The 16075-nt window shown below is 56.1% G+C and carries 16 protein-coding genes; 10 read left to right on the forward strand and 6 right to left on the reverse strand.

The window, feature by feature from the left end:
* Window positions 1-157 precede the first annotated feature (157 nt).
* The 5 genes from GOW92_RS12925 to coxB form a co-directional block, all read right to left on the reverse strand.
* On the reverse strand, window positions 158-973 hold the full coding sequence (locus tag GOW92_RS12925) for a cytochrome c oxidase subunit 3 (RefSeq protein WP_170561012.1): 816 nt from the start codon (window positions 971-973) through the stop codon (window positions 158-160).
* 22 nt (window positions 974-995) lie between these two features.
* Window positions 996-1571: a cytochrome c oxidase assembly protein gene (locus GOW92_RS12930; protein WP_170561013.1), complete on the reverse strand. Its 576-nt coding sequence runs from the start codon at window positions 1569-1571 to the stop codon at window positions 996-998.
* Window positions 1571-1732, reverse strand: a complete 162-nt coding sequence (locus GOW92_RS12935) for a hypothetical protein (protein ID WP_170561014.1) — start codon at window positions 1730-1732, stop codon at window positions 1571-1573. The genes GOW92_RS12930 and GOW92_RS12935 overlap by 1 nt, the downstream gene beginning before the upstream one ends.
* Entirely contained in the window at window positions 1729-2685 is a 957-nt protein-coding gene (cyoE, locus tag GOW92_RS12940) for a heme o synthase (RefSeq protein ID WP_170561015.1), read from the reverse strand. The genes GOW92_RS12935 and cyoE overlap by 4 nt, the downstream gene beginning before the upstream one ends.
* A gap of 84 nt (window positions 2686-2769) precedes the next feature.
* A complete protein-coding gene (gene coxB / locus GOW92_RS12945) occupies window positions 2770-3681 on the reverse strand; it encodes a cytochrome c oxidase subunit II (RefSeq protein ID WP_170561016.1) in 912 nt (303 codons plus the stop codon).
* 176 nt (window positions 3682-3857) lie between these two features.
* On the opposite strand from coxB, the gene tldD reads away from it, so the two are divergent.
* The 5 genes from tldD to GOW92_RS12970 all read left to right on the forward strand — a co-directional run bounded on the left by tldD (window position 3858) and on the right by GOW92_RS12970 (window position 10899).
* Window positions 3858-5279, forward strand: coding sequence for a metalloprotease TldD (gene tldD / locus GOW92_RS12950; protein WP_170561017.1), 1422 nt, complete (start codon window positions 3858-3860; stop codon window positions 5277-5279).
* A 239-nt stretch (window positions 5280-5518) separates the two neighbouring features.
* Complete coding sequence (gene dprA, locus GOW92_RS12955) at window positions 5519-6652, forward strand: DNA-processing protein DprA (protein WP_170561018.1); 1134 nt, start codon at window positions 5519-5521, stop codon at window positions 6650-6652.
* Window positions 6653-6826: 174 nt separating this feature from the next.
* On the forward strand, window positions 6827-9466 hold the full coding sequence (topA, locus tag GOW92_RS12960) for a type I DNA topoisomerase (RefSeq protein ID WP_170561019.1): 2640 nt from the start codon (window positions 6827-6829) through the stop codon (window positions 9464-9466).
* A gap of 102 nt (window positions 9467-9568) precedes the next feature.
* On the forward strand, window positions 9569-10273 hold the full coding sequence (locus tag GOW92_RS12965) for a CoA transferase subunit A (protein WP_170561020.1): 705 nt from the start codon (window positions 9569-9571) through the stop codon (window positions 10271-10273).
* Entirely contained in the window at window positions 10273-10899 is a 627-nt protein-coding gene (locus GOW92_RS12970; protein WP_170561021.1) for a CoA transferase subunit B, read from the forward strand. Before GOW92_RS12965 ends, GOW92_RS12970 begins: the two co-directional genes overlap by 1 nt.
* 43 nt (window positions 10900-10942) lie before the next feature.
* On the opposite strand, the gene GOW92_RS12975 is transcribed toward GOW92_RS12970, so the two are convergent.
* Entirely contained in the window at window positions 10943-11806 is an 864-nt protein-coding gene (locus GOW92_RS12975) for a lytic transglycosylase domain-containing protein (RefSeq protein ID WP_170561022.1), read from the reverse strand.
* Between the two features lie 353 nt (window positions 11807-12159).
* Here GOW92_RS12975 and GOW92_RS12980 point away from each other — a divergent pair, with 353 nt between their 5' ends.
* From GOW92_RS12980 to GOW92_RS13000, 5 genes are all read left to right on the forward strand, one after another.
* The gene (locus tag GOW92_RS12980; RefSeq protein ID WP_170561023.1) at window positions 12160-12381 is read left to right on the forward strand and encodes a Flp family type IVb pilin; all 222 of its coding nucleotides are present in this window, start codon (window positions 12160-12162) and stop codon (window positions 12379-12381) included.
* Window positions 12382-12538: 157 nt separating this feature from the next.
* A complete protein-coding gene (locus GOW92_RS12985; protein WP_368040282.1) occupies window positions 12539-12709 on the forward strand; it encodes a hypothetical protein in 171 nt (56 codons plus the stop codon).
* A gap of 160 nt (window positions 12710-12869) precedes the next feature.
* Entirely contained in the window at window positions 12870-13745 is an 876-nt protein-coding gene (cpaB, locus tag GOW92_RS12990) for a Flp pilus assembly protein CpaB (RefSeq protein ID WP_170561025.1), read from the forward strand.
* Between the two features lie 191 nt (window positions 13746-13936).
* The gene (locus GOW92_RS12995) at window positions 13937-15343 is read left to right on the forward strand and encodes a type II and III secretion system protein family protein (RefSeq protein ID WP_170561026.1); all 1407 of its coding nucleotides are present in this window, start codon (window positions 13937-13939) and stop codon (window positions 15341-15343) included.
* Window positions 15344-15360: 17 nt separating this feature from the next.
* Window positions 15361-15987, forward strand: coding sequence for an OmpA family protein (locus GOW92_RS13000; protein ID WP_170561027.1), 627 nt, complete (start codon window positions 15361-15363; stop codon window positions 15985-15987).
* Window positions 15988-16075 lie beyond the last annotated feature (88 nt).

The raw sequence follows: 16075 nt of genomic DNA on the forward strand, positions 1-16075 counted from the left end.
TTGCTTTGTTCGAAGGCTCTGCAAGAGCCGGCGTCTTGTTAAGGGCTACACCCGCGGAAAGGCAACTGTGCAATTGTATGGGGCGCAATAATGCGCCCGGAATAGAGAAAAAGCCGCCCCTTTGGGCGGCTTTTGCAATTTGATCACCTGTCCGACGTTACATCAGCGGCGCCTGGCCCCAGATGTATACCGCGAAGAACAGGAACAGCCAGACAACATCAACGAAGTGCCAGTACCATGCTGCTGCTTCAAACCCGACGTGTTTTTCAGAGGTAAAGTCACCCTTCAACGCCCGGATCAGACAGACCGACAGAAAGATGGTACCGATTAGAACGTGTGCGCCGTGGAAACCTGTAGCCATGAAGAAGTTCGAATAGAACTGATCACCGCCGAACTCCCAACCTTCGTGGGCCAGCAGCTCATAATATTCGAAGGCCTGCAGGAAGGTAAACGCGATACCCAGCGCGATACCGATGGCCAGCCCTTGTACCAGTGCCTTGCGGTCATTTCCATGCACCAGTGCGTGGTGCGCCCAGGTGATCGCACAGCCCGACAGCAACAGGACCAGGGTGTTGATTAGCGGCAGGTGGAACGGGTCAACCGCGTGAATGTCCGGCTGGATGTACTCGGTGCCGGCATAGTCGTACATCGGGTACATACGATGTTTGAAGAACGACCAGAACCAGGCGAAGAAGAACATCACCTCGGACATCACGAACAGGATGAAGCCATAGCGCAGACCGATGCGAACAACCGGTGTATGATCGCCCTGACGGCTTTCAACCACAACCTCGGACCACCACGCGAACATGGTATAAAGCACAGCGACAAGACCCGCCCAGAACATGAACGAGGTAACGCCGTGCATCCACAGGACGGCTCCGAACAGCATCACAAAGCCCCCGATCGCGCCGATCAGTGGCCAGATCGACGGGGCCAGAATGTGATAATCATGGTTTTTTGCGTGTGCCATCAGCGTCCCTCACCTACAGGCGTTAGTTCGTTGTTATATCAGCCTGCGTCTCAAGGGCGGCAACGCCCTCGGGCAGGTCAATTTCGTAGAATGTATACGACAGCGTGATCGTATGAACATACTTAGCTTCAAGATCCTCGACCATTTCAGGGTCGACGAAAAAGGTGACCGGCATCTCAACACGTTCACCCGGTTGCAGCACCTGCTCTTCAAAGCAGAAACAGGCAATTTTCTGGAAGTACCCGCCGGCTGAATACGGAGTCACGTTATAGGACGCCTGTCCCGCGATGGGGCGGTCGGTCGGGTTGTAAGCTTCATAAAAGGCCAGTCCGGTTTCGCCGATACGCACTTCCATCTCGCGAGCGACCGGTTTGAATTCCCATTCCATGCCTTTTGCCTTCGAGGCGTCAAAGCGGACGGTAACCTTGCGATCCAGAATGTCTTCCGGCGCGGTCGCGGCAACACCGGTGGTGCCACCAAAACCGGTGACGCGGCAAAACCAATCGTAAAACGGAACGGATGCCCAGGCCAGGCTGCCCATAAGGACAACCACGCCAACTGTCTGCGCAACAGTTTTCTGAGGACCTGTCAGCGCCATCAGTTCTGTACCTCTTGCGTCGCCAAGCTGAAATCCGTGCCTGAAACCTTTACGACCGTCAGACCGAATATGATCACAATAAAGGCGGCCAGCGTCAGGCCGACCCCAAGGTTACGGCTGAATCGGCGTTGGTGAAGTTCGTGGCTCTTGCGCAGGCTCATGACCAACCTCCCAGCCCATAGGGTTTCAGCAGTGCTTCGGTCAGGATAGCACCGAAATGCAGGAACAGGTACAGCAGCGACAGCTTGAAGAACGAGCGTTCCACCTTGAAGTTGTCGGCTTCGGAATCGTCCTCATCGCGGCGCGATATCTGCCAAGCTCCGCGCAGGAACAGCGCGTTAAGCACCACGGCAACGGTCAGATAAATCGGACCACCAATGCCCGAGAACGCGGTGCCGACGGCCAGCAAGGCCAGCAGCGCCGTGTAAACAAGGATATGCCAGCGTGTCGCGCGGCGACCATGTGTAACGGTCAGCATCGGAACCCCAGCATCGTCGTAATCCGAGCGCATGAACAGCGCCAGCGCCCAGAAATGCGGCGGGGTCCACATGAAGGTCAGGGCAAACATCAGCCACGGCTCAATCGACATCGACCCGGTTGCAGCAACCCAGCCGATAACCGGCGGAAAGGCTCCTGCTGCTCCGCCAATGACGATGTTCTGCGGTGTCGAGCGTTTAAGCCACATCGTATAGATGACGACGTAGAAAAAGATCGTGAAGGCTAGGAAAGCACCGGCGAACCAGTTGGTTGCCAAACCCAGCATGATGACGGACAGCCCCGACAGGGCCAGCCCGATTGCCATCGCCTCACCCTCCTGAACCTTGCCAGAGGGGATTGGGCGACCCTTGGTGCGCTTCATCACGCGGTCGATGTCGGCGTCCCACCACATGTTCAAAGCGCCGGATGCGCCGCCACCGATGGCGATGAACAGGATGGCGCAGAAGCCGACAAATGGGTGAACAGGTACCGGTGCCGCCAGAAGTCCGACCAAAGCGGTGAACACGACCAGCGACATCACGCGCGGCTTCAGCAAGGCAAAGAAATCGCCAAAGCTAGCCTCATCCGCGTGGGATTGGGCGCTTACAGTGCTGGCATTGATGCTTGCGTCGCTCATTTCCGGTCCTTCTGGGGCGAAAGCTGCGCGGATACCGCGCAGCCTGCATTACCTTTGGCGCGAGCTTTCAGCCCGCGCGGGTCATCACTTGGATGCAACCTGATAGGCTGCGGGCTGACCTGCATACTCTTCCAGTGCGCCTTGCAGCCACTGCTCATACGCCTCTTCACTAACCACTTTGACGGTGATCGGCATGTAAGCGTGATCCTTGCCGCACAGTTCGGAACACTGACCGAAATAGATGCCTTCCTTTTCGGCCTCGAACCACAGTTCGGCCAGACGACCAGGAACACCGTCCTGCTTTACGCCGAAGGACGGGATGGTCCAAGAATGGATCACGTCAGAGGCGGTAACCTGCATGACTACGATTTTGCCAACAGGCACGACTACGGCGGTGTCGGTGGCCAGCAGCCATTCGTCGTCGCTGTAGCCTGCATCTGCCAGTTTGGCGCGCATCGCGTCATCCAGAACAAACGGGGTTACGTCCGCATCGGCCGGGCGTGCGCCTTCATCCAATGTCGCCGGGTGACCTAACAGATAGCTGTCGAACGCAAAGTCGTGATCGACATATTCGTAGGTCCAGTACCACTGGTTTCCGACGACTTTGATGGTGATGTCGCCTTCGGGGATTTCCTGCTGATTGAACAGAACCGGCAACGAGAATGCACCGATGAAGACCAGAATCAGGATCGGGCCTAAGGTCCATGCAATCTCAACCGGCGTGTAGTGCGAGAATCGCGCTGGTTCAGGGTTGTTACGCGCACTGTAGCGCACAATGCAGTAGACCAGCAGACCGGCAACGAACAGGCAGATCACGGTGATGATCACCAGAATCATCGCATCCAGCCGATGAATCCCCGAAGCCAGGCTGGTGGCCGCGGGCTGGAACCCAAGGCCGCCATCAACCGGCTTACCAATAATCTCAAGCTCCTGAGCCATTGCGGGAAGGCTGGAGAGGGCTGTCATCAGCCCCGAAAGCATCAAAGCATTCTTCATTTTCTGTCCTGATCGTCTGATCTTTGCTTCTCTGGCGAAAAGGTGTGAATCAGTCGCACCTCTCCCGTTGTCTTTGGCCGCGTTAAAAACCATATTCCGTCGGGTAGATAAAGCAAAATGCTTGCGTCAAACAGACGCTATTTTTGATCTGGATCAAACTCGGAAGGTCCCAACAGATGTCCAATGACCCGTTTCGCCCATTTGAAAGCGCTATTCCGCAGGACGAAGCACTTGCAGTTTTGCAATCTGCCACCGACGGGGCAGAAGACGGAGAGCTGTTTGTCGAGCGGCGAAAATCCGAGGCTTTGGTCTTCGATGACGGGCGCCTGAAGACCGCATCCTACGATGCCTCCGAAGGGTTTGGCCTGCGGGCCGTGCAAGGTGAAGTTGCCGGGTATGCGCATTCCACTGATGTCTCTATTCCGGCCCTGAAACGGGCGGCTGAGACCGCGCGCCTTGCGGTCGGAGACGGTGGCGGTACGCTCGCTGACGGCCCTCGCGCCACCAATACCCGCCTTTATACCGACGAAGACCCGATTGAATCCGCTGATTTTCCGGTCAAAATCGAAACACTGCGCGAAATCGACGCCTATGCCCGCGATCTGGACCCTCGTGTCGTACAGGTCAGCGCCACAATCGCCGCGGCCGTCCAAGAGGTCGAGATTTTGCGCCCGGACGGAGTTCTGGTCCGTGATGTGCGGCCAATGACCCGCCTCAATATCTCTGTCATCGTGGAACAGAACGGCCGCCGCGAAAGCGGCTCGGCAGGCGGCGGCGGGCGTGTCGGGCTGGATGGGTTGATCGATCCGAAAGATTGGCAGGACAAATCGCGCGAGGCGCTCCGGATCGCTCTGGTCAATCTCGACGCGATCCCCGCCCCAGCTGGCGTGATGGAAGTCGCGCTGGGCCCCGGTTGGCCAGGTATCCTGTTGCACGAAGCAATTGGGCATGGGTTGGAAGGCGACTTCAACCGCAAGGGAAGCTCCGCATTTTCCGGATTGATGGGGCAGCAGATCGCATCCAAAGGCGTGACCGTCGTAGATGACGGTACGATACCGGATCGTCGTGGCTCGATCTCTCTGGATGATGAAGGTACGCCCAGTTCGCGGACGGTTTTGATCGAAGACGGCATCCTGACCGGTTATATGCAGGATCGTCAGAACGCGCGTCTGATGGGCGTCGCACCCACCGGAAACGGGCGGCGACAAAGCTATGCGCACAAACCCATGCCGCGGATGACGAATACAGTGATGCTAGGCGGTGAGGCCGATCCTGCCTCTTTGGTGGCAGATATCAAAGACGGAATCTGGGCGGTTGGTTTCGGCGGCGGTCAGGTGGATATCACCAACGGCAAATTCGTGTTCTCCTGCACCGAGGCGTACCGCGTTGAAAACGGTAAAATCGGCGCACCTGTGAAAGGCGCGACCCTGATCGGAGACGGCCCGTCTGCTCTTAACCGTATTCGGGGGCTGGGCAACGACATGGCGCTGGATCCAGGTATGGGTACTTGCGGTAAAGACGGCCAATGGGTCCCGGTGGGCGTAGGTCAGCCAACTGTACTAATGGACGGTCTGACAGTCGGGGGATCGGCCGCTTAACCGGGAATCGCTTCGTGGAATCTGAAGGCGCGGGGTTAACACTGCGCCTTTTACGCATTTGCGCCTAAACGTGCTGGCGGGTAGTCGCGTTAGAAGCGAGGATTTTTATCCCATACATTTCAATTAGCTAGACAGATATCGATTGCAGACGTCGAAAATTATCCGAATAATTTGAACAGATTCACAAGCTGTTAACCCCGGCAATCGTAAACCAGTTCTGCAATCAGGCGGAGCATCGGATGACCGAAGAGCAACATTCTTCCTATCACCCCACACTCCCACCCACCACGGAAGAGGATCAGTTTTCCTGGCTTCGCCTGTTGCGTTCTCGCAAGGTTGGTCCGGCGACGTTTCGTCGGCTGATGCGGGAACATGGTTCGGCGCAGAACGCGCTGACCGCACTGCCCGAAATGGCGCGTGCTGCCGGAATCGATGGTTATGAAGTTTGCCCGCCCGGCTTGATTGAGGCGGAACTCAGGGCCGCAAAAGTCGCAAACGCGAAGCTTTTGTGCCTTGGGTCCGCCGATTTTCCTGCTGCTTTGAACGATCTGTCCGACGCGCCGCCTGTGCTTTGGGCGATTGGAGATACTTCCCTGCTGCAGCGTCAGTCGATTGCGATGGTCGGCGCGCGCAACTGTTCATCGCTGGGTGCTCGGATGGCAAGGGGGCTTGCCACGGATCTTGGAAAGCAGGGATACGTCGTTGTGTCCGGGTTGGCACGCGGGATAGATACCGCGACCCACATGGCCGCGCTTGAAACGGGTACTGTCGCGGTGATGGCGGGCGGCGTGGATGTTGTCTATCCTGCCGAAAACACAGCACTGGCAGAAAAGATAACTGAAACCGGGTTGCGCGTGTCCGAACAGCCTATGGGCGTCACGCCGCAGGCGCGCCATTTCCCGCGCAGAAACAGAATTATCTCAGGTCTGGCACAAGCGGTTGTCGTCGTCGAAGCGGCAGCAAAGTCCGGCAGCCTGATTACGGCGCGGGATGCCTTGGACCAAGGGCGCGAGGTTCTGGCCGTGCCCGGCCACCCCTTCGATGCGCGGGCTGCGGGGTGCAACATGTTGATCCGGGACGGCGCGATATTGGTGCGAACCGCGGAAGACATCATTGAAGCGCTTCCGAAACAGGTAACAGCGCCTCAGGTTGAGGCCCCCGCCCCACCCATCGCAGTTGATGAACCAGCAATCACAGGTGCCGCGTTGCATAGTGCGATTTTGTCACGGTTAGGCCCCTCCCCGATTGCCGAAGATCAGTTGATCCGCGACATTGCTGCAACGGCCGGAGAAATAGGACCGGCGCTGATTGATCTGGAACTCGAAGGACAGATCCAGCGGCAGCCCGGCGGACTTCTGTCATTGTCCGCATAAATACCAACTCTGACGAGCGGTTCCTGCCCAAGCCCTTTTTGTGCACAGGCTACGTGATTGAAATAACAACATAACTTCTGTGTTCAAAGGAACTCATTGACAATTCGCCCTTGCCCTCCACATTTTGCACGATCATAGAAGGCGCACATTATGTCGAGCGAGGTTTTCCCTTAAATGCCTGTAGTTGTTGTAGAATCTCCTGCCAAGGCCAAAACAATCAACAAATATCTTGGCCCTGACTACACGGTTCTTGCGTCCTACGGCCATGTCCGGGACCTGCCGCCCAAGGACGGATCTGTTGATACCGAGCATGAATTTGCGATGAAATGGGAGGTGGGCAATGACAGTCGCAAACACGTCAAAGCCATCGCCGACGCCCTGAAAGAAGACAACGCACTGATTCTTGCAACCGACCCCGATCGTGAGGGCGAGGCCATCAGCTGGCATCTGCAGGAAGCGCTTACCAAGCGCCGCTCGATCAAGAAAGACACGCCCGTCAGCCGCGTGACATTCAACGCCATCACTAAGGATGCTGTGACCGAGGCGATGCAGAACCCGCGTGAGGTCGACATGCCACTGGTCGAGGCCTACCTCGCCCGTCGCGCGCTGGACTATCTGGTGGGCTTTAACCTGTCGCCGGTTTTGTGGCGCAAACTGCCCGGCGCGAAATCCGCTGGCAGGGTGCAATCTGTCTGCCTGCGCCTGATCGTCGAACGCGAGATGGAGATCGAAGCTTTCAAGCCCGTTGAATATTGGTCTGTGAAAGCTGTGTTCGAGACTCCGCGCGGACAGACTTATGAGGCGCGGCTCGTTACCCTGGCTGGCAAGAAACTGGACAAGCATGATCTGGCCAACGCTACGCAGGCAGAACTGGCGGTGCAGGCCATCACCAGCCGCGCGCTGAGCGTCACATCGGTCGAGGCGAAGCCAGCTGCGCGAAATCCCAGCGCGCCGTTTATGACCTCGACCCTGCAGCAGGAGGCCAGCCGCAAATTCGGTATGGGTGCTCGTCACGCGATGCAGGTTGCACAACGCCTCTATGAGGCAGGCTACATCACTTATATGCGAACCGACGGCATTGATATGGCGCCCGAAGCCGTTGCAGCCACACGCGACGCAATCACCGATCGCTATGGTTCGGAATACGTGCCGGACAGCCCGCGTATCTATAAGAACAAGGCCAAGAACGCACAGGAAGCGCACGAGTGTATCCGCCCGACGGACATGTCGCGCGATGCCAAGGCTCTAAAGGTCACAGACGAGGATCAGCGTAAACTGTATGACCTGATCTGGAAGCGTACAATCGCCTGCCAGATGGCTGCGGCACGGCTGGAACGTACCACGGTCGAGATCGGTAGCGATGATGGTCAGGTCGGCCTGCGCGCCACCGGTCAGGTGGTGCTGTTCGACGGGTTCATGCGCGTTTACGAAGAAGGCCGCGACGACGTCGCCGATGACGACGAGAAGCGCCTGCCCCAAATCATGCAGGGCGATCCGGCACGTTTCGCCAAGACCTCGCTGCGCGATCAATTTGCGAAGGCAACGAGCGAAGGTTCCGACAGGGCGGCGAAACAGGCGATACTTTCCGAAAACGAATCTGTGCTTGCCCTGCAGCACCACACTCAGCCGCCGCCGCGCTATACCGAGGCTACATTGGTCAAGCGGATGGAAGAGTTGGGGATCGGGCGCCCTTCGACTTATGCCTCGATTGTAACCACGATTCAGGACCGGGAATATGTTCGCAAAGACAAGAACCGGCTGATCCCCGAGGAAAAGGGCCGGATCGTCACGATCTTTTTGCTGAATTTCTTCCGCCAGTACGTCGGCTATGAGTTCACCGCCAATCTGGAAGAACAGCTGGATGACGTCAGTGCCGGTGATCGGGACTACAAGGACCTGTTGGGCAAGTTCTGGCGCGATTTCTCTGCCGCGATTGGCGAAACCTCTGAACTGCGCATTTCCGAAGTGCTGGACAAGCTGGATGAGGCGCTGGCGCCGCAGCTCTATCCTCCGCGCGAAGATGGGTCCGACCCGCGTGTCTGCCCGAAATGCGGGGTGGGCCAGTTGCACCTGAAAACTTCACGCACCGGCGGTTTCGTCGGCTGCGGCAACTATCCTGAGTGCACCTATACCCGCCCTATTGCCGGTGAGGGTGCCGAGGGTGATGAACGCCTTCTGGGTGAAGATGCAGGCGATGAGATCTGGCTGAAATCCGGCCGCTTTGGCCCCTATGTGCAGCGTGGCGAGCCGACGCCTGAGAACAAAAAGCCCCCGCGCGCTTCGCTGCCACGCGGGTGGAGCAAAGATGACATGGATCTGGACAAGGCGCTGACATTGCTCAGCCTGCCGCGCCAGATTGGTGAACATCCGGACGGCGGTATGATTAGTTCGAATTTCGGGCGGTTTGGTCCTTATCTCATGCATCAGTTGGCAGATGAGGCCAAACCGGTTTACGCCAACCTCAAAGATCCCAACGACGTGTTCGAGATTGGCATGAACCGCGCGGTCGAGCTTCTGGCCGAAAAGCGCGCCAACCCTGGGCGGGGCCGTCGCGCGGCGGCCAAACCGTTAAAGGAATTGGGTGAGCACCCCGATGGCGGCGCGATGCAGGTACTGGACGGGCGTTATGGGCCCTACGTGAAATGGGAAAAGGTTAATGCGACAATTCCCAAGGACATCAAGCCCGAAGACGTGACCCAGGAAATGGCCATTGAACTGGTTAACGAACGCGCGGCCAAAAAGGGCAGTAAGAAAAAAGCAGCCCCCAAGAAGAAAGCTACCGCCAAGAAAACAGCCAAAAAGGCGGCCACCTGAGGGGAGTTAGGTAGAAATACCACCTACCCCTTGGTTTTATTGACTTCCCCGTGACGTGGCGGCACAACCTGCGCAATCACCATGTCATTGGGGGAGTTTTCCATGAAGAAAGTCTATGCCAATGCCTCTGAGGCGCTCGATGGAGCGATCTCGGACGGCATGACAATCGCAGCCGGCGGTTTTGGCCTGTGCGGTATTCCCGAACTGTTGCTTGAGGCGATCAAGGACTCGGGCGCACAAGATCTGACTTTTGCCTCGAACAACGCCGGTATCGACGATTTCGGCATCGGCATCCTGCTGCAGACCAAGCAGGTCAAAAAGATGATCAGCTCTTACGTTGGCGAAAACGCCGAGTTCATGCGTCAGTACCTGAGCGGTGAGCTGGAGCTGGAATTCAACCCGCAAGGCACCTTGGCCGAGCGTATGCGTGCCGGCGGCGCCGGTATCCCCGGCTTCTATACCAAGACTGGTGTGGGCACTGTGATCGCCGAAGGCAAAGAGCACAAAGACTTCAACGGCGAGACTTACATCCTAGAAGAAGGCATCTTTGCTGATTTGGCCATCGTCAAAGCCTGGAAGGCCGATGACACCGGCAACCTGATCTTCCGTAAGACCGCACGCAATTTCAACGTGCCCGCCGCAACCTGCGGCAAGATCTGCATCGCCGAGGTTGAAGAGATCGTACCGCGCGGCTCGCTGGACCCCGACGCGATCCACCTGCCCGGCATCTACGTGCACCGCATTATTCAGGGGAAGCACGAAAAGCGCATCGAACAACGCACCACCCGTAAGAAGGAGGAAGCATAATGCCCTGGGATCGTAATCAGATGGCCGCACGTGCGGCGCAAGAACTGGAAGACGGCATGTATGTGAACCTCGGCATCGGTATTCCGACGCTGGTGGCGAACTATGTGGGTGACAAGGACATCACCCTTCAGTCCGAGAACGGCATGCTGGGCATGGGGCCCTTCCCTTTCGAGGGCGAAGAGGACGCAGACCTGATCAACGCTGGCAAGCAGACGATCACGGAACTGTCCCGCACCTCATATTTCGACAGCGCGACCTCATTTGCGATGATCCGCGGCGGCAAAATTGCGGCAGCTGTTCTGGGCGCGATGGAAGTCGATGAAGAAGGTGATTTGGCCAACTGGATGATTCCGGGCGTGCTGGTTAAGGGCATGGGCGGCGCGATGGACCTGGTTGCAGGTGTTCGTCGCGTGATCGTCGTGATGGACCACACCAACAAACACGGCAAATCTAAGCTGCTGAAGAAATGCACTCTGCCGCTGACCGGTAAGAAGGTGGTGAATCGCATTATCACCAACCTCGGTGTTCTGGACGTGGTAGATGGCGGCCTGAAGATTATCGAGATCGCCGAAGGCGTAAACGAAGACGAAATCCGGGCCGCGACCGAGGCCAATATCGTCAACTGAACTGATCCATTGAAAAGGCCCACCTGATCCGGGTGGGCCTTTTTCAGTTCTGCGTTTGGAACACGCAACCGTCCGAGATCAGCTGAGGCGGCGTCGAGCACAACGCCCGCGCCACCTGAAACGCCGCGAGAACCTTGGGAACGTAGTCGCGGGTCTCAGCGTAAGGTGGGACGCCCTCATGCTTGCGCACGGCCCCTTCCCCAGCGTTGTATCCGGCCAGAACGAGGATCGGGTCATTACCGAACTCTTCCATTAGCCAGTTCAGATATTTTACACCGCCCGCAATGTTCTGCGACGGCTGCAAACTGTCCTGTACGCCAAACCGTTTGGCGGTTGCGGGCATCAATTGCATTAATCCCTGCGCACCGGCCGAACTTACCGCATCAGTGCGCCCGGCAGATTCGACGGAAATGACCGCCAGAACCAATGCTGGTGAAACATTTGTTCCAACTGTCGAACGCAGAATATCTACGTGGCGCTGTTTGGCGATGTTCTGCAAGGTCTGCAATCGGGGCGACGCAACGTTGATCGCAGCCAACGCATTCATTGCATCGTTCAACCTTCCGGATCCCGCCTCGGCCAATGAAGGCGAAACCCGCTCCCAGAAGGCTTTGTAAGAGCCAACCGGCTTTTTCTTGCCCGCACCAGGAAGGGTTGGCGGTACGACTCGCGTGCGTGCGATGATTTCTGGTTCAATTATTTCTACCCCGGTACTAGGAGCCGACGGAGCCTTAGCATGCTCATCCGGCGTGATCTGGACCGTGACGCGCGGCCGTGTACCAGGCTTGGGGGCCTTGACGCGTTTGTAAACACCTCTTGGCTCGACCTCGTTTGCCACGACGGGCACAGGGCCAGACAGCATAATTGCCGCCAAACCAGCGCAAGTCATTGCTAACCGGAGATTCATTTGCCTGCCTCATGTATTTTCTTTTGGTTGATATGAACCGCGATTCCACCCGTAAGGCCAGAAAAACAATATGAAATGGGGCAATTTCGCCTCATTTGCCGCAAATTTGCATCGGGCCAACCAAGCAACCTCTCTATAGAAAAATTTTTTTACCTTTATTTTCATGTGCTTAAATAAAAACCTGTCAAAAAGTTAAACTTCGTCGAAAAAAAATAGGGTTTGGCCCAATTCCTGCCACGCACAGCAGTCAATCATAGTGCCATACCGAGACGATCGGGAGCGGACTGAGAGAGAAAGCTCTGATAGACGCCGAGGTTTAATTGACTTTTTTGATCCTTTAGGAGGGACGTAACATGATCAAGTTCATCAAGAACTTCCGCAAAGACGAAGACGGCGCCGTAACAGTAGACTGGGTCGTTCTGACCGCAGCCGTTGTTGGCCTGGCCGCAGTTGCATACACCGCAATCGGTGACGGCACCAAAGGTGTTGCGGACAGTGTCGGTGGTGCGCTGACCACCACAGCAGGCAACGTTGTGAGCGATGTTAAAATCAACCCAACAGCGGCGGCTGACTAATAGCCAACCCGACAGAGGCGTAGTACGCGTCTGATCGTTTTGACGAGACGTAACGGGGCTGGGTTGTAAAACTTGGCCCCGAAACTTTTCAAACACTTGCCGTGGTGCTCCCATGTTTAGAACAATCTCAAATTTCTGCAAATGTGAAGACGGGGCTGTGACTATTGACTGGGTGGTGTTGACGGCGTTTGTTGCATTTATGGCCAGCGTAGTAGCCATCTACATTTCGGGCCCGGTCAGAGATATCGACACAAAAAACGGTGCTGCGATGCTTACAGTCGCCGATCAAGTTGACACTATGGAAATCACGGTAAGTTTCAGCGACTAAGAGCTGTTCGAGTTGGATACCCATTCGACCCCACGCAACGGGCACGAATAAAATCCAACATTGTCCCCCTTTTCGACACAATTTACATTTACACCGGGGTCAAATGTTGTCGTATTCTGTGCGACGCAAAACCAGAATAGAGTAACGTGAGGGGACTTGGATGCGTGCGGTATTTGGACTTGTTCTGATTATTGGAGTCGCTCTAGCCGGTGGTGCCGTATACTTGGCAAAAGACTATATCAGTCAAACGCAGGCGGAACTTGAGCGGGAGCGGCTGGCTACCCAAAACGCTTTGGCAAATGTAAAAACAATTCCGACCGTGGACGTCGCGGTCGTTAACCGGCCCATGAAGTATGGAGAGCGCCTCACCGAAGAAGATGTGCGACTCGTACAGTGGCCCGAGGACGCGATTCCTGAAGGAACCTTTACGGACTTGGCCGTTTTGTTCCCGGAGGACGGTAAAGGAGATCGCTTTATCCTTCGTACAATCGAAAAAGATGAAGCCCTTCTGGAAGTCAAAGTTACGCAACCTGGCGAATCAGCTGGACTTACCTCGCGCCTGAAGAAAGGCATGCGTGCCTTTGCAATCAGCGTTGATGTAGCATCGGGTGTGTCCGGTTTTCTGCGACCGGGTGACAATGTCGACGTATACTGGACTGGATCCCTGAGAGGTGCCGGTGGCGAAGGAGAGATCACGCGTCTTATCCAAACTAACATTGAACTGATCGCAATCGATCAGACCGCCGGATCGGATGTGACTGGCACAACAATTGCCAGGACGGTAACTGTTGCCATTACTCCGGAACAGGTTGCCGCCCTCGCCCAAGCCCAAAACACAGGGCGGCTGTCACTGGCGCTGGTTGGTGCGCAGGATGAAACTATCGCGACCGCGATTGAGGTGGACCAGAGAAAACTGCTGGGAATCGAAGAGGCCGCACCCGCGCCCGTCAAAGTCGAGCGAGAGGTCTGCACAGTAAAGGCGCGCCGCGGCGGCGAGATTGTCGATACAGGAATAATAACTCCCTGCACAAACTAACGTAAAATCAAAACGTTAAAGCCACAAGCCGCGCGATCAGCGCGGCTTGTTTCGTTTTGGATGTTGCCCATTACCCACATAAGGAAAATTCCAGAAACCATTGATTATTGCAATAAAATCGTAATTCGCGCAGTGTAATCGCACATAAGGCATTAGACCTAAAACGAGGCGTGATCGGAGAGGCAGGTCACATGAAAATAAAATCTTGGATCAGCGCAACCCTTCTGGGGTTGGCGTTAGTTATCAGTTCGGCCAGCACAGCTGTCCAGGCTGAAACCCTTCGCGTGGTTAAAAACGGTACAGCGGAAACGCTGGACGTTCCAATGAACCGCGCAATTGTCGTTGAAAGCGAGACCCCTTTTGCGGAACTCAGCATCGCCAACGCAGGCATCGCTGACATTTCGTCGCTTTCGGATCGCACTATCTATGTTTTGGGTAAGGCACCTGGCCTGACTACACTGACTTTGTTCGACGGGGCCGGCAACTTGCTGGCCAATGTTCGGGTCCGTGTATCGCCTGATGTGTCTGAATTCAAAGAGAGACTGCGGCAAATCCTGCCGGGCGAGCCCATTGAAGTACGCACTGCCAATGACGGCATCGTTCTTTCCGGTACACTTTCCAGCTCGGCCAAATTGGCCCGCGCTCTGGAACTAGCAGAACGTTACGCCCCCGAGCGCGTATCGAACCTGATGTCGGTTGGCGGCGTTCAGCAGGTCATGCTGAAAGTGCGTTTTGCCGAAATGAACAGGTCAGTTGCTAAAAGCCTGACCACATCATTGGGCTTTGGCGGCGGCGACGTGACCGGCGGTTTCAACACACTGAACAATGCCGGTTCGTTGGCGAACGCGCTTAACAATAACATTCCGATCCAACAGACAAATACAGGTGCCATCCTGTTTGGCTTTGGCGCCGGTTCAACGCAAGTACGTCTTCTGTTGGAAGCGCTTGAAACCAAAGGGCTTGCCCGAACTCTTGCGGAGCCCAACTTGTCAGCCCTGTCGGGTCAGGAAGCTGAATTCCTGGCGGGCGGCCAAGTCCCGATCCCGGTTCCGGCCGATGACGGCCAAATTGCAATTGAATACCGGAATTTTGGTGTGCAGGTTCTCTTTACGCCCCGCGTGGTGGATGGTGATCTGATCAACCTCGAGTTGGGAACATCGGTGTCAACGATTGACCCGAACTCCAACTTTTCGATTGCAGGCAACAACGTGCCGACATTCATTTCGCGTCAGACTAAGACAACAGTTGAATTGCGAGACGGAGAGAGCTTTGCAATTGCAGGGCTGATCCAGGACAACTTCGCGGACTTGAACAGCCAAATCCCATGGGTCGGCGACATTCCTGTGCTGGGTGCTTTGTTCCGCAGCGCGGAATACCAGCGCGAGCAATCTGAACTGGTCGTCATCGTCACAGCACATCTGGTATCACCCACACGTGGCGAAGCTCTGGCTCTACCGACTGACCGTGTTAAACCGCCTACCGAGTTTGACTTGTTCCTGAACGGGAAAACGGCGCGAACAACACGCGTTGGTTCCGGTGCTGCGTCTGAAGTCGCCAAACAGGACTTTGGCAGCTCATACGGCTACATCCTGGAATGATTGAGAGGATAGGACCAATGCAGAAGTGGATAATAACACTGGGTCTGTCAGTCGCCGTTGCCGCGTGTACGCGTGAAGCGGGGTACGAAGTTGACCAAGGCGCCTTTGGCAACGCAACGCTAAACAACGTTCAGGTCATGAACGGTGAGCTGACATACGCCCAAATCCTGGGCCGGCGGTTCGCAGCTGAAGTGCCGACGCAGATCAATTTTGCGTTCAACAGCTCTCAGCTCGATGCTTCGGCGCAGCGCGTCTTGTTGCGGCAAGCGGCATGGATCAAGCAGTTCCCCGAAGCGCGGTTCCGCGTCTACGGACATACTGACGCCGTAGGCTCTACTGCGTATAACCAGTCGCTTGGGCAACGCCGTGCAAACGCAGCCGTTGCATTCCTGACGCGACAGGGGATTTCACGATCCCGCTTGGAAGCTGTTGTTTCCTTTGGGAAAACACGACCTCTGATCGACACTCCAAACCGAGATCGCCGCAACAGGCGCACGGTTACAGAAGTGTCGGGCTTCATGGATCGCAACCCGTTGATACTTGATGGTAAATACGCCGAGATCGTGTACCGGGAATACGTCGACAGCGCCACCAGAGAAAGCTACGTCCAGCGTGACGATGTTGGCGGCAGCGATTCTGAATAATCATAAGAAATGGGCGGCATCGTCGCCCATTTCCCTACAATTGGTTCTTTTGCGCCAAATTCTTGCCTAAGTTCCAAGACATCTTTTC

The organism is Ruegeria atlantica (genome assembly GCF_013032505.1).
Classification (GTDB): Bacteria; Pseudomonadota; Alphaproteobacteria; order Rhodobacterales; family Rhodobacteraceae; genus Ruegeria; species Ruegeria atlantica_F.